The sequence below is a fragment of the Roseomonas sp. KE2513 genome (assembly GCF_016107305.1).
Lineage (GTDB): Bacteria > Pseudomonadota > Alphaproteobacteria > Acetobacterales > Acetobacteraceae > Roseomonas.
The window spans coordinates 12,245-29,383 of sequence record NZ_RCVR01000028.1; the positions used below are offsets into that span (position 1 = coordinate 12,245).

Consider the following 17,139-nt stretch of genomic DNA (forward strand, 5'->3'; position numbering starts at 1 on the left):
TTCCTGTCTACCAACCCACGGAGAAGCTACGTGAACGACAAGGACACACGCGTGAGCCGTCGCGCCCGCTACGCGTTGAACACCACCCGGCTCGGCCGGGTGTGGATCTCGACGTGGATGCCCGACCAGGGGTGCTGGGGCGCGTCGCTGCTGCAGCCTTCCACGACGTCCGGCGCTTCGCGCCAGATCGCGGACCTGGTGACCTGGCTGCCCAACGCGACGGACCGGAAGATGGCGGACGACTTCCTGGACGGCGGGGCCGACGACGTCGCCTGGTTCCACTGCGACCGCGAGGGTTCGCGCTGGACCGTGACCGTCAAGCTCCTCGTCGCTCTAGGCTCGCCGGTGCTGGCGAATTTCTGCCTTCAGTACGCCTCGCCGATGGACGAGATGACCGCCGCGCACCCGCTGCTCGCCCGGTTGAGGAAGCTGCAGAGCTACGACTGGACCACGCCGGAGTACCGCGACTTGTGCGCCGAACTCGGCTTCGACCCCGATCGAGGTCGGCCGCGCTTCGCCCGTCGTCACGAGGAGATGGGCAACGAGATCCTGCACTGGATCGGCACGAACGTGGTCGAAGCTGCTGGTCGGGCGAGGGGCTTGTCCGTGGAGGCGCACCGCCAAAGCCTGGTGCTCGCCGAGAGCATGATGAAGGCGCTGAGCGCGGACCCTGCCTGCCGTCCCGGGTCCCTGCTGTTCCTGGAGGCCAGGATCGCCAACTCCCCCAGGGGAGTTCTGCCTTGCCGTGACGAGCTCCTGGCACTGCTGGCGAACGGCGACTTGGATGAGCCCCTGCCCGTTACCGAAGCGGCCCCGCGTCCGGCAGATCTCAGCGTGCCCATCGTCTTCCTGCCGTCGCGCTACGGCAACGGTGTCAGCAAACAGCTCACGGTCGGCCGGCACTACGACCCCGACCGTTGGGAGGACCTGGGCTACGGCGACCTGCGCGGCGTGGCGCTGCGGCCGACCGACGCGGACCTGAATGCCTCGCCGGCCACCGCGATCGCCCATCGGGTTCTGCTCGACCAGGGTGTCGTGTTCCTCACGCGCGACGAGGCCCTGCACTACCTCGACACCGAGGCCATGTACTGGGCGCACGGACCCCGTAAGCACCTGCCGCTGCGCTTGCCGCGCGATCTACCGCTGCGGCGCCTGACCTGGCGCGACAAGCTCGCGTGGAAGCTGGGTGAGCCTGTCCTGCCCATCGACCGGCAACTGGTCCGACGCGAGAACCTCGACCTGCACTCCAGGCCAGTGGCGAAGGCGGCGTAACCCTCTGAGTAGGAGGAAGCAGAGGGGAAGAAGGATGGAATAGGGAAGGGAGGAGGGAGAGCCCTGCCACCCTCTCCCGGAGCGCGGCAAGGGTTCGTCGCTGCGCTCCCGCCGCTACGCGGCGCCCTGGCCTCGCCCCGGTCGGGGCGGCCGGCGGGCTGGGTCTTCGAGAAGAAGACTCAGAAGAAGGAATGGGATCCATGGATCTCGCAGAGCGCGTGGCCAGGCGTAAGGGCCGCCGGCAGGACATCGAAGCCGCCGTCGGCCTGATCCTCATCGTCGCCATCCTGCTCGGCGGCGCCGTGCTGCCGGGCTTCCTGGCGCAGCACGCCTCCACCGTCCGGGTGCCGGCCCATCAGGAGGCCCGCCGGTGAGCCCCGTCATCCTGCCCAAGATAGACGGCCATCTCACCGTCCGGGTGCTGGAGGACGTGATAGCGGACGGCTTCTGCCTGATCCGCACCGACTGCAGCCCGCCCGTCGAGGTCGCCATCGTCCATGACGGCTCCGATCGCGGCATCGGTGAGACCGAGGCCTACGTCGCGCTGCTCGCCCGCTCCCCCGGCATGAAGCGCCTGCTGGACGAGGCCCTGGCCTTCGAGGCCGAGGCATTCGACGAGGATGAGCCGGTGTCGGGCGCCGACCTCGTGCAGTGGTTCGCCGACTGGCGACTGCGGGTTCGTACCCTGCTGACAAAGTCCCTGCCGCCGCTTCTCCCAATACTTGACCCGGACACCTGACGGGCGCTCCGCGCCCTCCCGACTGCCCTCCTCATCCCGATCCGAAAGGAACTGCCATGCCCACTCCGGCACAGCTGCCGCACTTCCTCGTGCTGCGGCCCACCCTCGGTCACGCCTCGCGCGACGGCGCCTACGCGCACATCGAGGCCCTGGTCATGTATACGCGGAGCGAGGCGGTGCCCGCCCGGTACGGCGACCTGCACGCCCTGGTACGCTGGGACGACACGCCCCGCCCGATCCTTCACGAGGGCCTGCGCTGGACGTGTCAGATCGACGACCGCAGCACCGATGCCTACGGCATCCACTACGGCTACACCCCCGAGCACGCCGACGTCTTCACCGCGGCGGATCTCGGCCGCTACGGCAAGTCGATCCCCGCCCTGCGGCGGGCGATGGACCGCCTACAGGATCAGGAGGGCCGCACCGAGGACGTCGCCCTGCTGCTGACGCGGCTCGCCCGGGTCCTGAAGGTGGGCGGCGTGGTGCTGCTGGAGCCGCGTATCGGCGAGAGCTACTTCGGCGAACACCATCGCATCCGCTGCTCGGCCGAGGCACCGAACCTCGGCCCGATGGTCGCGGGCATCGGCGAGATGGTCCGGGAGCTGCACCGCCACTGCGCCGCGCGCTGTGGCCGGATGGCAGCCTGAGCCGTGGCACGGCAAGCCCCCACCACCTGCTGCCACTGCGGCGAGCCGGCGGTGCTGGAACTGGCGGAGGCGTGGTCCGACCACGCTTTCCTTTTGGAGACCTGCTGCCTCACGGCCCATGAGGAGGTGTGCGCCGGCATGGCCGAGGACCCGGCGTGGGCGCGCGACCTGCTGCGCCATCTCGGGGCTGAGGTTCTGCTCGGCCACGGCCTGCGCCGGGTGGCCGACACCGGCTGCGGCCAGCTGCTGCTGGACTGGAACCTCGAGATCCGGCCAGTGAGCTTCGCTCGCGCGGCCGACTTCGTGCGGCGCCACCACACCCACAACGCCGCCCCGACCGCCTGGCGCTACGGGGCCGCCATTAACAACGGGGCCACGCTGCTGGGTGTGGTGATGGTCGGCAACCCGGTCGCCCGCGGCCTTATGGGTCGGGGCACGGTCGAGGTGAACCGGCTGTGCATCCGCCGCGACATCCCGCGCCCCCTGGCCTGGAATGCCTGCTCGCAGCTGTACGGCTGGGCCGCCAGGGAGGCCGAAGTCCGCGGCTTCGAGCGCATCGTGACCTACACCCGGGCCGATGAGGAGGGCGGCAGTCTCCGCGCCTGCGGCTGGATCAGGGAGGCCCACGTTCGTGGCCGGTCATGGAACAGCCCGACGCGGGCGCGCACCGACCGTGCTCCGTTGATCGACAAGCACCGCTGGAGCCGGGCGTTGCGGCCCCGCCGCCCGGTTCCCCGACCACCAGTATTGCCGAACATCATGCCCCTGAGCCTGGATGCGGCGGCATGAACCGGCCGCCGATCCTGTGGAGCGCGGCCGATCTGCTCGACCTGGCCCGTGCCGCCGAGGCCCTGGGCGCCCTCAGCTTCCAGATGGCCGAGCGCTTCGGTCCCGAGGATGGCTTGGAGCTGTCCTGCCGCGCCACGGCCGCGCTGCTCGATCGCGTGCTGCGCGATGAGGCCGATGCAGGACTTCGCCACCTCATCATGCGCCGGCTGGAGGCCGAGGCCGACCACGCCCGGGAGATACAGGAGAGAAGCCCGATCGGCGAGGGCGAGGAAAGCGGTGAGGAAGCCGTGCCGCATGGCGACCCGGCGCCGCAAGGGAAGGCCTGACGGCCCGCGGCTGCGCCGCGCCCTTGCCCCGCCGTTCCGCGTCCGGCCGCGGCGGGAGGGTCGAGGCGGAAGGAACCGGCCTCGGCGAACGAGCTCACCCAGAAAGGGACCACCCCGTGACCACCACCAACATCATCCTCTCTGCCTATCCCGGCCGCCGCGTGCGCGAGGCCGGCTGTATCTCGACGTAGATCGGCCTCTGCGTAGGCGGCGGCGGCCCGCAGCGCCGTCTCGCGGTCGAGGGCCTGGGCGGCATCACCCGCGCCGTGGCCGAGTTCGGCCGCGACGTGCTGTCCGCCAACCCGGGCGCCAGCTTCGACATTTCCGTCAGCATGGCCAAGGGCCAGCGCAAGCCGCGCGGCTTCGACGCCGCCGAGAAGGCGGGGACCTTCGGCCACCAAGCCTTCCTGCGCGAGGACGCCACCTACCGCAAGCTGGTCAGTCCACCGGTTTCGGGTGCTGCCGCGCCCGCAGCGCTCGCGGCCTGAGAAGGCAGGAAACGAGAGAAGTTGGAGGGGGGGAGGGGTGCCGCACCCCGTCCCCCGCCGCAAGGGCGAGGGCCTGACGGCCCGCCGCTGCGCGGCGCCCTTGCCCCGGCGGCGCGGGGCGACGGCTGCCGGGGAGGTGTTCGGAAAGGAACACCGCCATGGAAATCCGCCGCCTCGCTGCCCCCCCTGGGCCGGACCTGTTCACCCGCATCCCCGCCGCCGACGCGGGCGAGCCGATCGCCTGCAGCCGCTGCAGCGCCACCTTCGACACCGATCCGACGATCGCCGTCGGCTGCCCGACCTGCGGCGCACCGGAGGGGGAGCGCTGCCGCCTGCCGGCGCAGGGCGGCTTCCATCGCTCGCACTATACGCGCTCGCACATCGCGCTGCGGACTGGCCGCATGGGGGCGTGCAAGGCGCTGACCTGGGACCGGCTACACGCGCTGCCCGTGCGGATTCCTCCGGCAGCCCGCCCCATCGTCATTCCCGTCCACGCGAGCCGGTGAGGAGCCGTCCGATGAGCGTCGTCCGCCGCTTTCTCGACCCGTCCAACGCCCACCTCACGAACAAGGACAGGGCCCTGCTCGAAGCCTGCGCCGGTCGCGATACCGGCGAGCTGCTCTGTGCCAGCACGCCCTACGGCTGGTTCGTTTTTGCCTGCGAGGAACGGCCGCAGATCTCCGACACGCTGTGGGCCCTGTTTCAGGAGGCCCGCCAGCACGGCTGCGAGTACCTCCTGTTCGACTGCGACGCCGCCGAGATCGACGGTTTCCCGGTGTTCGACTGGGAGGTCGAGGAGATCACGACGGAGACGGAGGAGGGGAAGGAGAAGGAGCTGACGGAGGCAGGATGAGGGGAGGGAGAAGAAGCCGTCCCGCACCGGGGATGGCCGCCGCAAGGGTTCGTCGCTGCGCTCCCGCGCTGCGCGCGCCCTTGCCCCGGCCACCCCGGACGTGGGGGCGGGGAGGTGTTCTGAGAAAATGAAAGGGAACACCAATGGCCCAGTCCCGCCGCCAGTCGTCCGAGCGCCCGGCTCCCCGCGACCACTACGCCGAGATCACCGACCAGGTGGTCGCGGCACTCGAGGTCGGGACGGTGCCGTGGCGCCGCCCCTGGGATCAGGACAAGGCCGGCGCCGGGCCGCTGTCGCCGCGCAACGCCGTCACCGGCCGGCGTTATCATGGAATAAATGTGCTGCTGCTCGGCATGACTGGCATGGGCTTCGCCGGCAGCGATCCCCGCTGGCTCACCTACAAGCAGGCCGAGGGCAAGGGCTGGCAGGTCCGCCGCGGCGAGCGCGGCTCGCGCGTGTTCTTCTTCCGCAAGCTGACCCTGCGCGACGGCGACGCCGCGCCCGATGCCGGCGGGGAAGGGGAGAGCGGCACCCGCACCGTGCCGGTGCTACGCGCCTACACCGTGTTCCACGCCAGCCAGGTGGAGGGCATCCCCGCCTTTGAGGCGCCGTCCGTCGAGGAAGCCTCCTGGCGCACGCCCGAGGCGGCCGAGACCATCATGCGCAACAGCGGCGTGGTGTTCCGCGATGGCGGTGACCGCGCCTACTACTGCCCGTCCACCGACCACATCCAGATGCCGCCGCGCGCGGCCTTCGCGACACCGGAGGGCTACTGCGCCACCGGCCTGCACGAGCTGGCGCACGCCTCTGGTGCCAAGCACCGCCTGGACCGCGACCTGACCGGCCGCTTTGGTAGCCACGCTTACGCCCAGGAGGAATTGAGGGCGGAATTAGCGTCGGTGTTCGTTGGTGCCGAGCTGGGCCTGCCCTGCGACATCCCCAACCACGCCAGCTACGTCGCGTCCTGGCTGCGCACCCTCAAGCAGGATAAACGCGAGATCTTCCGCGCGGCGGCCGAGGCGCAGCGCATGGCCGACTACCTGCTCGGCTTCCACCCCGAGCACGCCCGCGTCGCGGCCGAGGAGGCGCGGCGCGACGAGGCCGCCGAGGAGGCGTGAGCGCCGCCGTGCTGACGCGCCAGGTCGGGGACGTCCCCGACCTGCGCTCCTACGACCACGTCGTGCTGTTCACCTCCGGTGGCAAGGACGCCACGGCGTGCCTGCTCGACCTGCTGGAGCGCGGCGTGGATCCGGCGCGCATCGAGCTGCACCACCACGAGGTGGACGGCCGCGGCCCGGCCTTCATGGACTGGCCGGTGACCGGCGCCTACGTCGCCGCCCAGGCGCAGGCCTTCGGCCTGCCGCTGTTCCGCTCCTGGCGCGCGGGCGGCTTCGAGCGTGAGATGCTGCGCCAGGATGCACCGACGGCGCCGATCCTGTTCGAGACGCCGCACGGGGTGGTGCGGACCGGCGGCGCCGGCCCGCGCAACACCCGGCTGTTGTTTCCCCAGACCTCGGCCGACCTGTCCGTCCGCTGGTGCTCGGCGGCGCTCAAGATCGGCGTCGGCGCCGCTTCCATCTCTGGGCAGGACCGCTTCCTCGGCCGCCGTACCCTGGTGGTGACCGGCGAGCGGGCGGGGGAGAGCGCGGCGCGGGCGCGCTACGCCACCTTCGAGCCGCACCGCACCGACACGCGCGGCGGCTCGCGCCGGCCGCGCCACGTCGACCACTGGCGCCCGGTCCATGGCTGGGACGATGGCCGGGTCTGGGACGCCCTGCAGCGCTACGGCGTACGGCCGCACCCGGCCTACGAGCTGGGCTGGTCGCGCCTGTCCTGCATGGCCTGCATCTTCGGCTCGGCCGCGCAGTGGGCCACCATCCGGCTGATCGCGCCGACGCTGTTCGAGCGCATCGCGGTCTACGAGGAGCGCTTCGGCCGCACCATCCAGCGCGCCCGCTCGATCCGCACCCTGGCCGACCTCGGCCGACCCTATCCGGCTGCCCTGGCCCGCCCCGACCTCGTGGCCCTCGCCCTCGGCGAGACCTGGAACCTACCGATCCTCGGCCTACCCTCGGCGTGGACTCTACCGCCGGGTGCTTTCGGCGAGGCCGCCGGTCCGACCTGAGAGGGGAAGAGACGAGGAAGAACGACCTGCCGCACGCCGACCGGGCGCCGCAAGGGTGCGTCGGCTGCCGCCTCCCGCGCTGCGCGCGCCCTTGCCCCACCCGGCACGGGTGACGGCGCCGGGGAGGATAAGCTCCGGAATGAAGAAGCCGGAACCGAGGAGCCGGGCCGTGAGCGCCAGCATCGACATCCTTTCCCGATCTGCCCCTGCAATTTCCCAGGGCAGCGACGACGAACATCGCGTGGAGTGGCTTGGCGTCGGCCTGTAGGTCGCCTTCGCCGAGCGGCTGCGCCAGGACCTCGCCGGCTATTGCGATGCCGAGCCGGCCGGACGGCACCACCACGCAAGGGTAACGCTGCAGCTCACCGAGGGCGTGATGCACCTGGCCAACGAGGCCGGCTGCTTCTGGCTGCTGGATCAGGTCTGCGCGGCCCAGGCCGATCCTGCCGTCCGCCGCCTGACGGTGCAGATCTGGACGCTGGGCGTGTCCCGCGACCGTTCTGCCGCGCTCGCCTGCGGCGACGGCCGCGGCCGGGTGCTGCACGACCGGGCCATCGCCTGGACCGACTTCCCGCTCACCGCGGTCGCGCTCCGCGTCGAGGCCGGCTTGGTCGCCCTGCGCTCGGAGCGCTGAGCCGCCTTCCGGTTGCCCGATTCCTTCCCACCCCGCGCAAGAGGAGGCCCCGATGGGCTGGCTCGTTGCCGATCGTCCGCTCACCCACGAGACGCCGACCGACTACCTCACCCGGCTCTACACCAACGAGACCGACGCTGCCCTCAGCGAAGTGCTGGCCGCCTCGCAGATTGGCCGCGCCGTCTACATGGCGGTGCGCCACAGCCACCGCACCGGCGAGTACGCCGGCCGGACCTACACCTTCGCGGCCGTCATTCTGGTGTTCAACAACGCCCGGGACGGCTTCGGGCGTAAGTCGATGAGCGAGTGCAGCGGCCCGTGCGAGGTGGATTGCCCGGCCCGCATCATGGCGCTGCTCTCCCCCGTCGAGGAGATCCCGGACCCGGGCAGCGCGGCCGACTGGCGGGCGCGTGTCGTCGCCGCCGTCGCCGGGCGGCGAGAGGCCGCCGCCGCTGCCCGCCGCTTCCAGCCGGGGCAGCGGCTCCACCTCACCGAGCCGCTGGGCTTTCAGAAGGGGAAGGTGATCGCGACCGAGTTCGAGGTCGTGTCGACACCTGCCGGACGGCGCGGGCCGGTCTTCCGGCCAGTCGGGCACGGCTTCCTGTGCCGGCTGCCCCAGCGCCTTCTCGCCGTGGCGATGGCCGCTCCGTCCCCTGGCTTGGCCGCGCCGTCCGTGCAGCTGGCGCTGCTGCCGTGATGGCCTGGGAGGACGTGCCTGACGTCCTGCCGGAGTCGGGCCCGCATCCAATCGACGGCCAGAAGGACCGCTCGCGCCTGCGCCTGACGCTGCGCGACGGCCGCGTGATCGAGGGCCTCTACAATCTGATCGCCCGGCAGCACTTCCTGCACCGCACCGGCCCCGGCCTGCCGCTGGTCGGCGAGGTGGAGGGGCCGCTCCTCGCCGACGAGGTCATCGCCGTCGAGGTGGTGATGACGCGGGCGGAGCTCCGCGAGCGCGGCCGGGAGATCCTGCACGGCCCCCGCGTGCCCGGCCGGGAGCCGGTCACGCGCGACGACTTCGAGCACCGCCTGCAGACCCTGGCCCGCGCGGTCGCGGCGGTGCCGGAGGCGGAGTGGCAGATGCAGATCCGCCTCAAGCGGCAGTTCGAGGCCTGCGCCGAGCGGATCGCGCTCAGCCCGGGCAAGCAGGCCTGGATGCTGTCCGAGGCGAAGTGGGCGAGGCGCTCCAACGCGCCGCCCACCATGGCCGATCTCTGGGTGGATCCAGTGGCCAACCCCTCGTGCTTCGCGCGACCCCGACCGCAGGACTTCGACCCAGACCCGGCGATGCGGCGCCGCCGCGTGCCGCCGCCGCCAGCGGTACGGGCCGACCCGCACTCCATCCCGAACATGCTCGCCGCCCTGACCGGGAGGGGCCTCAAGGCTCGGATCACCCGACTGGGCGATCCCACGCACGCGCGCGGCCACATCCAGGTCGAGATGCCGGTGAAGGGCCGGGCCCGGTTCGTGCTGATCGGCGAAGCCAGCGAGGGCGTCACCGGCTGGCGCGCCGTCTGGGACGGCAACGACAGCAAGGCCGGGCTCAAGCGCCGCCGACAATCCGAGACGACCGAGGCCTACCGGCTGATGCTCACGGCGATGCACGAGGGACGCCGCAGCGTCCAATCGGACCTGTTCGTGTGACGTCGGATCAGGAGAGTTCAGGGGGAAAAGAGGAATCAGGAGCGGAGAGGAGAGAAGGAGAACCGCTGCCACCGCGGCCCGGCGTGCGGCAAGGGTGAAGTCGCTCCGCTCCCGCCGCTGCGCGGCGCCCTTGCCCCGCCCCGGACCGGGCGGCCGGCGTGGAGGGGTCACGAGGAAGAAGATGGATCGGAACAGGGGATGATCCCCGACCCGGCCTGAGCCTCGACCGGCGCCCCCCAAGGGCGTCGCCCCCACCAGAGTCCCCACTCACCACCAGCATCGCGTCACGCGCACCCGGCCGCCCCCCATGGGCCGCCGGGCGCTCGCGCGTGCGCGCACGGGAACCCCGCGCCATGGCCAAGACCGCCCCCGCTTCCGCCCAGCTGAGCCTGTTCGACACCACCGCGCTGACCTCGCCCTTCGGGCTGTTCGGGGGTGGTAACGGCGGCCTGCTGCCCGCCCTGGGCGGGGACGACGACGAGGACGACGCGCCCGAGGCGCCGATTGCCCCGGCAATCCCGCGCGTGGTGGCCCGCGACTTCCGCCTCGCCGGCGACCGCGGCCTCGCCGCCGGCTGGAAGGCCCGCGCCGCCGACAACCTGGGGGCCATCCGCCTGCTGCAGCGGATCGAGGGCGAGACCCGGCCGGCGACGGCCGAGGAGCAAGCGGTGCTGGCCCGCTTCGTTGGCTACGGCGCCGGCGACCTCGCCAACACCCTGTTCCGCCGCCCCGGCGAGGCGTGGCGCGAGGGCTGGGCCGAGCAGGGTGACGGGCTGGAGCAGGCCGTGTCGGCCGCGGAACTGGCGTCGTTGAGTCGCTGCACCCAGTACGCCTACTTCACGCCGGAGTACGTGGTGCGTGCCGTGTGGGCTGGACTGGCTCGCATGGGCTTCCAGCGCGGCTCGATCCTGGAGCCGGGCTGCGGCACCGGCCAGTTCCTGGCCCTGCGCCCCGAAGGGATCGAGGACTGCTCCGCCGTCACCGGCATTGAGATGGACCCGATCACCGCCCGCATCGCGGCGCTGCTGTATCCCAAGGCCTGGATCCGCAACGAGGACTTCACCCGCGCCAAGGTGGTCGAGAGCTTCGACCTCGCGGTCGGCAACCCGCCCTTCTCCGACCGCACGGTGCGGGCCAAGGACGCGGCCGGCAAGCTCGGCCTCAAGCTGCACGACTACTTCATCGCCCGCGCCGTGGAGCGCCTCCGGCCCGGCGGTCTCGCCGCTTTCGTCACCTCGCACGGCACCATGGACAAGGTGGATCCGAAGGCGCGCGAGCACATCGCGGGGATGGCCGACCTGGTGGGCGCAATCCGCCTGCCGGCCGGCGCCTTCGCCGCCGCCGCCGGCACCGACGTGGTGGTGGACGTGCTGTTCCTGCAGCGCCGCGAGCGCGGCGCCGCCGCCGATGGGGTGGAGTGGGCCCACCTGGAGGAGGTGGTGCCAGCCGAGGACGGCGAGGCGGCGATCCACGTCAACGCCTACTTCGCGGCGCACCCGGAGATGGTGCTCGGGCGGCACGGCTGGACCAGCAGCCAGTTCGGCCTGACCTACGACTGCGCCCGCGACGGCCGAGACCTGGAGGCGGCGCTCGCCGAGGCCACCGCCCGGCTGCCCGAGGGCATCCACCAGCCCCCGCACGCCGCCACGGCGCCGGTCCGGGTGGCCCAGCCGACCCTGCAGGTCGGCACCGCCGCCGAGGGGGCCACGGTCAAGGAGGGCAGCTACCTGCTGGGCGACGGCGGCACCCTGCTGCAGGTGGTGGACGGCCGCGCCGAGGAGGTGGCGGTGAAGTCGGGCAAGGGCACGGTCGGCCTGTTCGCCAAGCACGCGCGTATCATCCGCGGCCTTATCCCGGTCCGCGACGCCGTGCGCGAGGTGATCCGCGCCCAGGAGCGCGACGAGCCCTTCGGCGCCGCCCAGGTGCGGCTGCGCGCCGCTTACAGCGCCTTCGTGCGCAGCTTCGGCCCTATCAACCTGACCAGCGTCTCGACCTCGACCGACGAGGCCACGGGCGAGGTGGGCGAGAGCGTGCGCCGCCCGAACCTGCAGCCCTTCCTGGACGACCCGGATAGCTGGCTGGTGTCGTCGATCGAGGAGTACGACCTCGAGAGCGGCGAGGCGACCAAGGGGCCGATCTTCACCGACCGGGTGATCCACGCCCCTGCCGAGCCGGTGATCGTCTCGGCCGCCGACGCCCTGGCGGTGACCCTGGCCGAGCGGGCCGTGGTGGATCTCGACCGCATCGGCGAGCTGATCGGCCGCGACCGCGCCACGGTGCTGGCCGAGCTGGGCGCTACCGTGTTCCTCGACCCCGGCCTGACCACGGAGGGCTTCGAGGCCTGGCAGACGGCCGACGAGTACCTGTCCGGCCACGTCCGCCGCAAGCTGGCCGCCGCCCGCGCCGCCGCCGTGCTGGACGAGCGCTACGCCCGCAACGTGGCCGCCCTGGAGCGGGTGCAGCCGGAGGACCTGCGGCCCTCCGACATCACCGCCCGGCTCGGCGCGCCGTGGCTGCCGGCCACCGACATCGCCGACTTCATCCGCGAGGTGATGGGGGTGACGACGATGGTGCGGCACACCGTGGAGGTGGCGCACTGGAGCATCGAGATCAGCCGCTTCGCCGGTGAGGCCTCGGCCACCTCGGAGTGGGGCACGCACCGCCGCCACGCCGGCGAGCTGCTGGACGACGCCCTGAACGCCTCCATCCCGCAGATCTGGGACGTGTGGCGCGACGCCGACGGCGAGCACCGCCAGATCAACGCCCAGGAGACCGAGGCGGCCAAGGACAAGCTGGCCAAGATCAAGGGCGCCTTCGAGCGCTGGGTGTGGACCGACAGCGACCGCGCCGAGCGGCTGGTCCGCCACTATAATGATGCCTTCAACAGCCTGGTGCCGCGGCACTTCTCCGGCGAGCACCTGCAGCTGCCCGGCGCCTCCTCGGTGATCGGGCTGCGCCCGCACCAGAAGCGCGTCATCTGGCGCATCGTCGCCTCCGGCCAGACCTACATCGCCCACGCGGTCGGGGCGGGGAAGACCTTCACCATCGCCGCGGCGATCATGGAGCAGAAGCGCCTCGGCCTGATCGGCAAGGCCATGCTGACCGTGCCCGGCCACTGCCTGGCGCAGGCCTCGCGCGAGTTCCTGCAGCTCTACCCGGGCGCCCGCATCCTGGTGGCCGACGAGACCAACTTCAGCAAGGACAAGCGCGGCCGCTTCCTGGCCCGGGCGGCCACGGCCCACTGGGACTGCATCATCATCACCCACTCGGCGTTCAAGTTCATCGCCACCCCGGCCGAGTTCGAGCGCGGCCTCGTGCAGCAGCAACTCGACGCCTACTCCGCCCTGCTGGAACGGCTCGACGGCGACGACCGCATCGCGCGCAAGCGCATCGAGCGCATGAAGGAGGGCATGCAGGAGAAGCTGGACGGCCTGTCCACCAGCAAGGACGACATGCTGACCATCGCCGAGATGGGCGTGGATCAGGTGATCGCCGACGAAGCGCAGGAGTTCCGTAAGCTGTCCTTTGCCACCAACATGGGCGGCCTGAAGGGCATCGCCCCGGACGGCTCGCAGCGCGCCTGGGACCTGTTCGTGAAGTCGCGCTTCGTCGGCACGATCAACCCCGGCCGCGCGCTCATCCTCGCCTCCGGCACGCCGATCACCAACACCCTGGGCGAGATGTTCACGCTGCAGCGCTTCATGCAGCCGGAGATGCTGGAGGAGCGCGGCATCCAGGAGTTCGACGCCTGGGCCTCCAACTTCGGCGACACCCGCACCGAGCTGGAGCTGCAGCCCTCCGGTAACTACAAGCCGGTCACACGCTTCTCCGAGTTCGTCAACGTCGCCGACCTGATCGCCATGTTCCGCACCGTCGCGGACGTGGTGTCGAAGGATGACCTGCGGCAATACCTCAAGCTGCCGTCGATCATCAGTGGCAAGCGCCAGATCATCACCGCCCCGGCGAGCGCGGCTTTCCGGGACTACCAGCGCACCCTAGCGGCGCGGATCGCGGCGATCGAGGCGCGCAAGGGCAAGCCCGAGAAGGGCCAGGACATCCTGCTCTCCGTCATCACCGACGGCCGGCACGCCGCCATCGACCTGCGCTTCGTGGTGCCCGAGCAGGACGACGAGCCCGAGAACAAGCTCAACCTGCTCATCGACAACGCCTTCCGCATTTGGTCCGAGACCCGCGACCGCCGCTTCCGCAAGCCGGACGGCTCGCCGCACCTGGTGCCCGGCGCCACGCAGATGATCTTCTCGGACCTGGGAACCGAGGGAGCACTGGCGACGCGCGGCTTCTCGGCCTACCGCTGGATCCGCGAGGGGCTGATCGCCCGCGGCGTGCCGGCCGAGCGCATCGCCTTCATGCAGGATTACAAGAAGTCCGAGGCCAAGCAGTCGCTGTTCAACGCCATGAACAACGGCCAGATGGACTTCCTGCTCGGTTCGTCCGCCACCATGGGGACCGGCGTGAACGCTCAGCGCCGGCTGGCCGCCCTGCACCACCTCGACGTGCCCTGGCTGCCCTCGGAGATCGAGCAGCGCGAGGGGCGCATCGAGCGCCAGGGCAACCAGAACGAAGAGATCGGCCTCTACGCCTACGCCACGCTGGGCTCGATGGACGCCCAGATGTGGCAGAACAACGAGCGCAAGGCCCGCTTCATCGCGGCCGCCCTGGGCGGGGACCGCTCGATCCGCCGTCTGGAGGACGTGGGCAGCCAGGCCAACCAGTTCGCCATGGCCAAGGCCATCGCCTCCGGCGATCCCCGCCTGATGCAGAAGGCCGGGCTGGAAGCCGAGTTGGCCCGCCTCGACCGCCTGCGCGCGGCGCACTTCGACGACCAGCACGCCGTGCGGCGTAGGGTGGCCGAGGCCCGTTCGACCATCGGGCGGGCCACCCAGGCCATCGCCGACACCGAGGCCGACCTGGCGCGGCGCGTCTCCACCCGGGGCGACGACTTCCGCATGGAGGTGGAGGGCCGTGGTTTCACGGAGCGCAAGGTGGCCGGCGCTGCCCTGCTGAAGGTGATCCGCACCGTGCAGTTCGAGGGCCGCAAGGGCGACTGGGACCTCGGGCAGATCGGCGGCTTCCCGCTGAAGCTGGAAGCCCGCCGCTACCGCCAGGGTGCCGACCTGGAGATCCACCTGCTGCTCACCCGCGCCGGCGGCGAACACGAGGTGCGGGTCGAGGACGACCTCACCGCCCTGGGGCTGGTGTCGCGGCTGGAATACGACCTCGGGCGCTTCGAGGCGGAGTTGGCCGAGTACCGTCGCAAGCTGACGGAGGCCGAGCGGCAGTTGCCGGCCTACGAGGCGCGGCTCGGCGAGGGCTTCGAGTTCCAGGCCGACCTCGACGCCAAGCACGCCGAGATGGCCGAGCTGGAGGCATCCCTGGCCCAGACGGGGAAGGAGGAGACACTCTCCGCCGCGGCCTGACATCAGGCCAAAAAGAAGGGCGGCGCCCGAGGGTGCCGCCCGAGTTTAGGGAGGAAACGTCCAAGAGATTCAGCATCGGCAAGCCGGTTGCTGCACTGCACAAGATAGGCATCGGCGTCGGACGGGCAAGTGAATTTGTGCAACGCAGCAGGGAGGTTCGATGGAGGAGGGGAGGAGAGAGGAGAAGCGGTCGCACCCGGTCGTGCCCCGGCACCGCTTCGCTCCACGGCCGCCTACGCAGCCCGGCCCCGCTAGGCCGCACCCCGCTACGCGGGCCGCGTCCCGCGCCGGGGCAGGGCCGCTCGCCCGCCGTGGTGCCGTGGCCCGTCCGGTCGCTGCCGGGGAGGGGTCAACCCAGGAATGGGGAGACAGGAACCTCTGCGGAGCGGGAGCCCCGACTATGAAGCTCATCGAGATCGACCCGAAGAAGCTGCGCGACAACCCCGAGAACCCCCGCCGCACCACGGCCGGGCCGGAGGCCGACGCCGTGCTGCTGGCCAACGTGCAGGCCGTCGGCATCCTGCAGCCGCCCACCGCGCGCGAGCGCGACGGCGAGGTGGTGCTGATCGCCGGCCATCGTCGTCGCGACGTGGCCATCAAGGCCAAGCTGAAGAGCATCCACGTCCTGATCCGCGAGGACGGTGACGACGCCGTGGCCGGGGCCGACGGCGTGCGCGCCTTCGCCGAGAACATGGTTCGCGCCGGCATGAACCCGGTCGATCAGTGGCGCGCGGTCGAGGCCCTGGTCAGCGAGGACTGGACCCCGGAGGCCATCGCCACCGCGCTGAATATGTCGGTGCGCCGGGTGAACGTGCTGCGCCACATGACGCACACCCTGCCGGCCATGCTGACGCAGATGGCCCGTGGCGACATGCCCACCGAGCAGCAGCTCCGCACCATCGGCCTCGCCTCGGCCGAGGAGCAGGCCTCGGTGTGGAAGTCGCAGAAGCCGAAGAAGAACGAGCGTGCCAACTGGCACATGATCTCGCACGGGCTGGATAAGCGCCGCGTCTCCTTCTCCCTGGCGAAGTTCGGCGAGGCCGAGACGGAAGCCTTCGGCATCGTCTGGGAGGATGATCTTTTTGCCCCGGGCGACAGCGATCCGCGCTTCACCACCCAGGCCGACGCCTTCCTGCAGGCGCAGCGGTCCTGGTTGGAGGCCAACCTGCCCGAGGGCGGGGTCATGGTGGGGATGGACGAGTATCACCGCCCGCAACTCCCGCCCCGAGCGCAGCAGCTCTACTCTTCCAGGCCCGGCCCGAACGACACGGTGGGCTACTACGTCAACCATCGCACCTTCGAGGTGGACACCGTTCTTTTCCGGATGCCCGAGCCGGCGCAGCGCCGTGCCGCCACGGGCGGCGGAACCGGCGAGGACTACGTAGCGCCCAAGGCTGTCCGTCCCGACCTCACCCAGAAGGGCGAGGCCATGGTGGGCGACCTCCGCACCGAGGCCCTGCACACCGCTTTCGCCGAAGCCGAGATCGGTGACGACGCCTTGATCGGCCTGCTGGTGCTGGCCTTGGCCGGGAAGAACGTCAGCGTCCGCTCCGGGGCCCATGGCAACGACATCGGCAGCGGCGAGCGCGGCTCGCTGGCCGCCTCGATCACCGAGGGCGGCGTGCTGACGGCCGACCCGGCCACGCTGCGCACTGCGGCGCGCGGCATGCTGCGCCAGGCGCTGTCGTGCCGGGTCGGCTTCTCCTCCTCCGGCACGGTCGCGCGGGTCGCCGGCATCGCGGTCGACGCCGACGCCTACCTACCGACCACGGCCACCGAGGAGTTCCTCGGCAACCTCAGCAAGGCCGCGATCGAGCGCACCGCCACCGCCACCAGCGTGCTGCCACGTCCCACCGGCAAGGCCACCCGCGCAGCCATCGTGGAGCAGCTGAAGGGTCGGACCTTCCTGCACCCGCTGGTGCGGTTCGACCTCACCGACGAGGAGCGGCGTCAGGCGGAGGCGGACCGCGCCCGGGAGGCCGAGATGGCTGCACTGCGGCGTGGTGGCCACGCCGCTGACGACGACGGTGCCGAGGACGAGGAGGGGATCGAGAACCCCGAGCACCTGCTCGACGGCGACGAGGAGGAAAGCCCCGATGCCGGCGTCATGCCGCCGCCCGGCGAGGCTGGGGTGCCCGCGGCGCACGCAGCCTAATCGACGCGGCCCGGCCAGGAGGCCGGGCT

16 protein-coding genes are annotated in these 17,139 nt (G+C 71.4%); all 16 read left to right on the forward strand.

Annotated elements, in window-relative coordinates; translation table 11 throughout:
• Window positions 1-30: 30 nt before the first annotated feature.
• The 16 genes from D9599_RS22135 (at window position 31) to D9599_RS22210 (ending at window position 17,110) form a co-directional block, all read left to right on the forward strand.
• The gene (locus D9599_RS22135; RefSeq protein ID WP_198383477.1) at window positions 31-1,272 is read left to right on the forward strand and encodes a hypothetical protein; all 1,242 of its coding nucleotides are present in this window, start codon (window positions 31-33) and stop codon (window positions 1,270-1,272) included.
• Window positions 1,273-1,472: 200 nt separating this feature from the next.
• The gene (locus D9599_RS22140) at window positions 1,473-1,646 is read left to right on the forward strand and encodes a hypothetical protein (protein WP_198383478.1); all 174 of its coding nucleotides are present in this window, start codon (window positions 1,473-1,475) and stop codon (window positions 1,644-1,646) included.
• On the forward strand, window positions 1,643-2,011 hold the full coding sequence (locus D9599_RS22145) for a hypothetical protein (RefSeq protein WP_198383479.1): 369 nt from the start codon (window positions 1,643-1,645) through the stop codon (window positions 2,009-2,011). The genes D9599_RS22140 and D9599_RS22145 overlap by 4 nt, the downstream gene beginning before the upstream one ends.
• A gap of 56 nt (window positions 2,012-2,067) precedes the next feature.
• Window positions 2,068-2,658, forward strand: coding sequence for a hypothetical protein (locus tag D9599_RS22150; protein ID WP_198383480.1), 591 nt, complete (start codon window positions 2,068-2,070; stop codon window positions 2,656-2,658).
• A 3-nt stretch (window positions 2,659-2,661) separates the two neighbouring features.
• Window positions 2,662-3,447: an XF1762 family protein gene (locus D9599_RS22155; protein ID WP_198383481.1), complete on the forward strand. Its 786-nt coding sequence runs from the start codon at window positions 2,662-2,664 to the stop codon at window positions 3,445-3,447.
• Window positions 3,444-3,773: a hypothetical protein gene (locus D9599_RS22160; RefSeq protein WP_198383482.1), complete on the forward strand. Its 330-nt coding sequence runs from the start codon at window positions 3,444-3,446 to the stop codon at window positions 3,771-3,773. The genes D9599_RS22155 and D9599_RS22160 overlap by 4 nt, the downstream gene beginning before the upstream one ends.
• A 266-nt stretch (window positions 3,774-4,039) precedes the next feature.
• Window positions 4,040-4,261 carry a hypothetical protein gene (locus tag D9599_RS22165; RefSeq protein WP_198383483.1) on the forward strand — a complete coding sequence of 74 codons (222 nt, stop codon included), beginning with the start codon at window positions 4,040-4,042 and terminating at the stop codon, window positions 4,259-4,261.
• Between the two features lie 158 nt (window positions 4,262-4,419).
• Window positions 4,420-4,767: a hypothetical protein gene (locus D9599_RS22170; protein WP_198383484.1), complete on the forward strand. Its 348-nt coding sequence runs from the start codon at window positions 4,420-4,422 to the stop codon at window positions 4,765-4,767.
• Window positions 4,768-4,778: 11 nt separating this feature from the next.
• Complete coding sequence (locus D9599_RS22175; protein WP_198383485.1) at window positions 4,779-5,114, forward strand: hypothetical protein; 336 nt, start codon at window positions 4,779-4,781, stop codon at window positions 5,112-5,114.
• A gap of 143 nt (window positions 5,115-5,257) precedes the next feature.
• Window positions 5,258-6,232, forward strand: coding sequence for an ArdC family protein (locus D9599_RS22180; RefSeq protein ID WP_198383486.1), 975 nt, complete (start codon window positions 5,258-5,260; stop codon window positions 6,230-6,232).
• Window positions 6,229-7,239 (forward strand): phosphoadenosine phosphosulfate reductase family protein, encoded by a 1,011-nt coding sequence (locus D9599_RS22185; RefSeq protein ID WP_198383487.1) that lies wholly within the window; start codon window positions 6,229-6,231, stop codon window positions 7,237-7,239. Before D9599_RS22180 ends, D9599_RS22185 begins: the two co-directional genes overlap by 4 nt.
• Before the next feature lie 286 nt (window positions 7,240-7,525).
• Window positions 7,526-7,873 (forward strand): DUF6876 family protein, encoded by a 348-nt coding sequence (locus D9599_RS22190; RefSeq protein WP_375373064.1) that lies wholly within the window; start codon window positions 7,526-7,528, stop codon window positions 7,871-7,873.
• A 52-nt stretch (window positions 7,874-7,925) separates the two neighbouring features.
• A complete protein-coding gene (locus D9599_RS22195) occupies window positions 7,926-8,570 on the forward strand; it encodes a DUF6927 domain-containing protein (RefSeq protein WP_198383489.1) in 645 nt (214 codons plus the stop codon).
• On the forward strand, window positions 8,567-9,517 hold the full coding sequence (locus D9599_RS22200; RefSeq protein ID WP_198383490.1) for a hypothetical protein: 951 nt from the start codon (window positions 8,567-8,569) through the stop codon (window positions 9,515-9,517). Before D9599_RS22195 ends, D9599_RS22200 begins: the two co-directional genes overlap by 4 nt.
• Window positions 9,518-9,870: 353 nt before the next feature.
• Window positions 9,871-14,955: an N-6 DNA methylase gene (locus D9599_RS22205; protein WP_198383491.1), complete on the forward strand. Its 5,085-nt coding sequence runs from the start codon at window positions 9,871-9,873 to the stop codon at window positions 14,953-14,955.
• A gap of 400 nt (window positions 14,956-15,355) precedes the next feature.
• Complete coding sequence (locus D9599_RS22210; RefSeq protein ID WP_198383492.1) at window positions 15,356-17,110, forward strand: ParB N-terminal domain-containing protein; 1,755 nt, start codon at window positions 15,356-15,358, stop codon at window positions 17,108-17,110.
• Window positions 17,111-17,139: the final 29 nt, after the last annotated feature.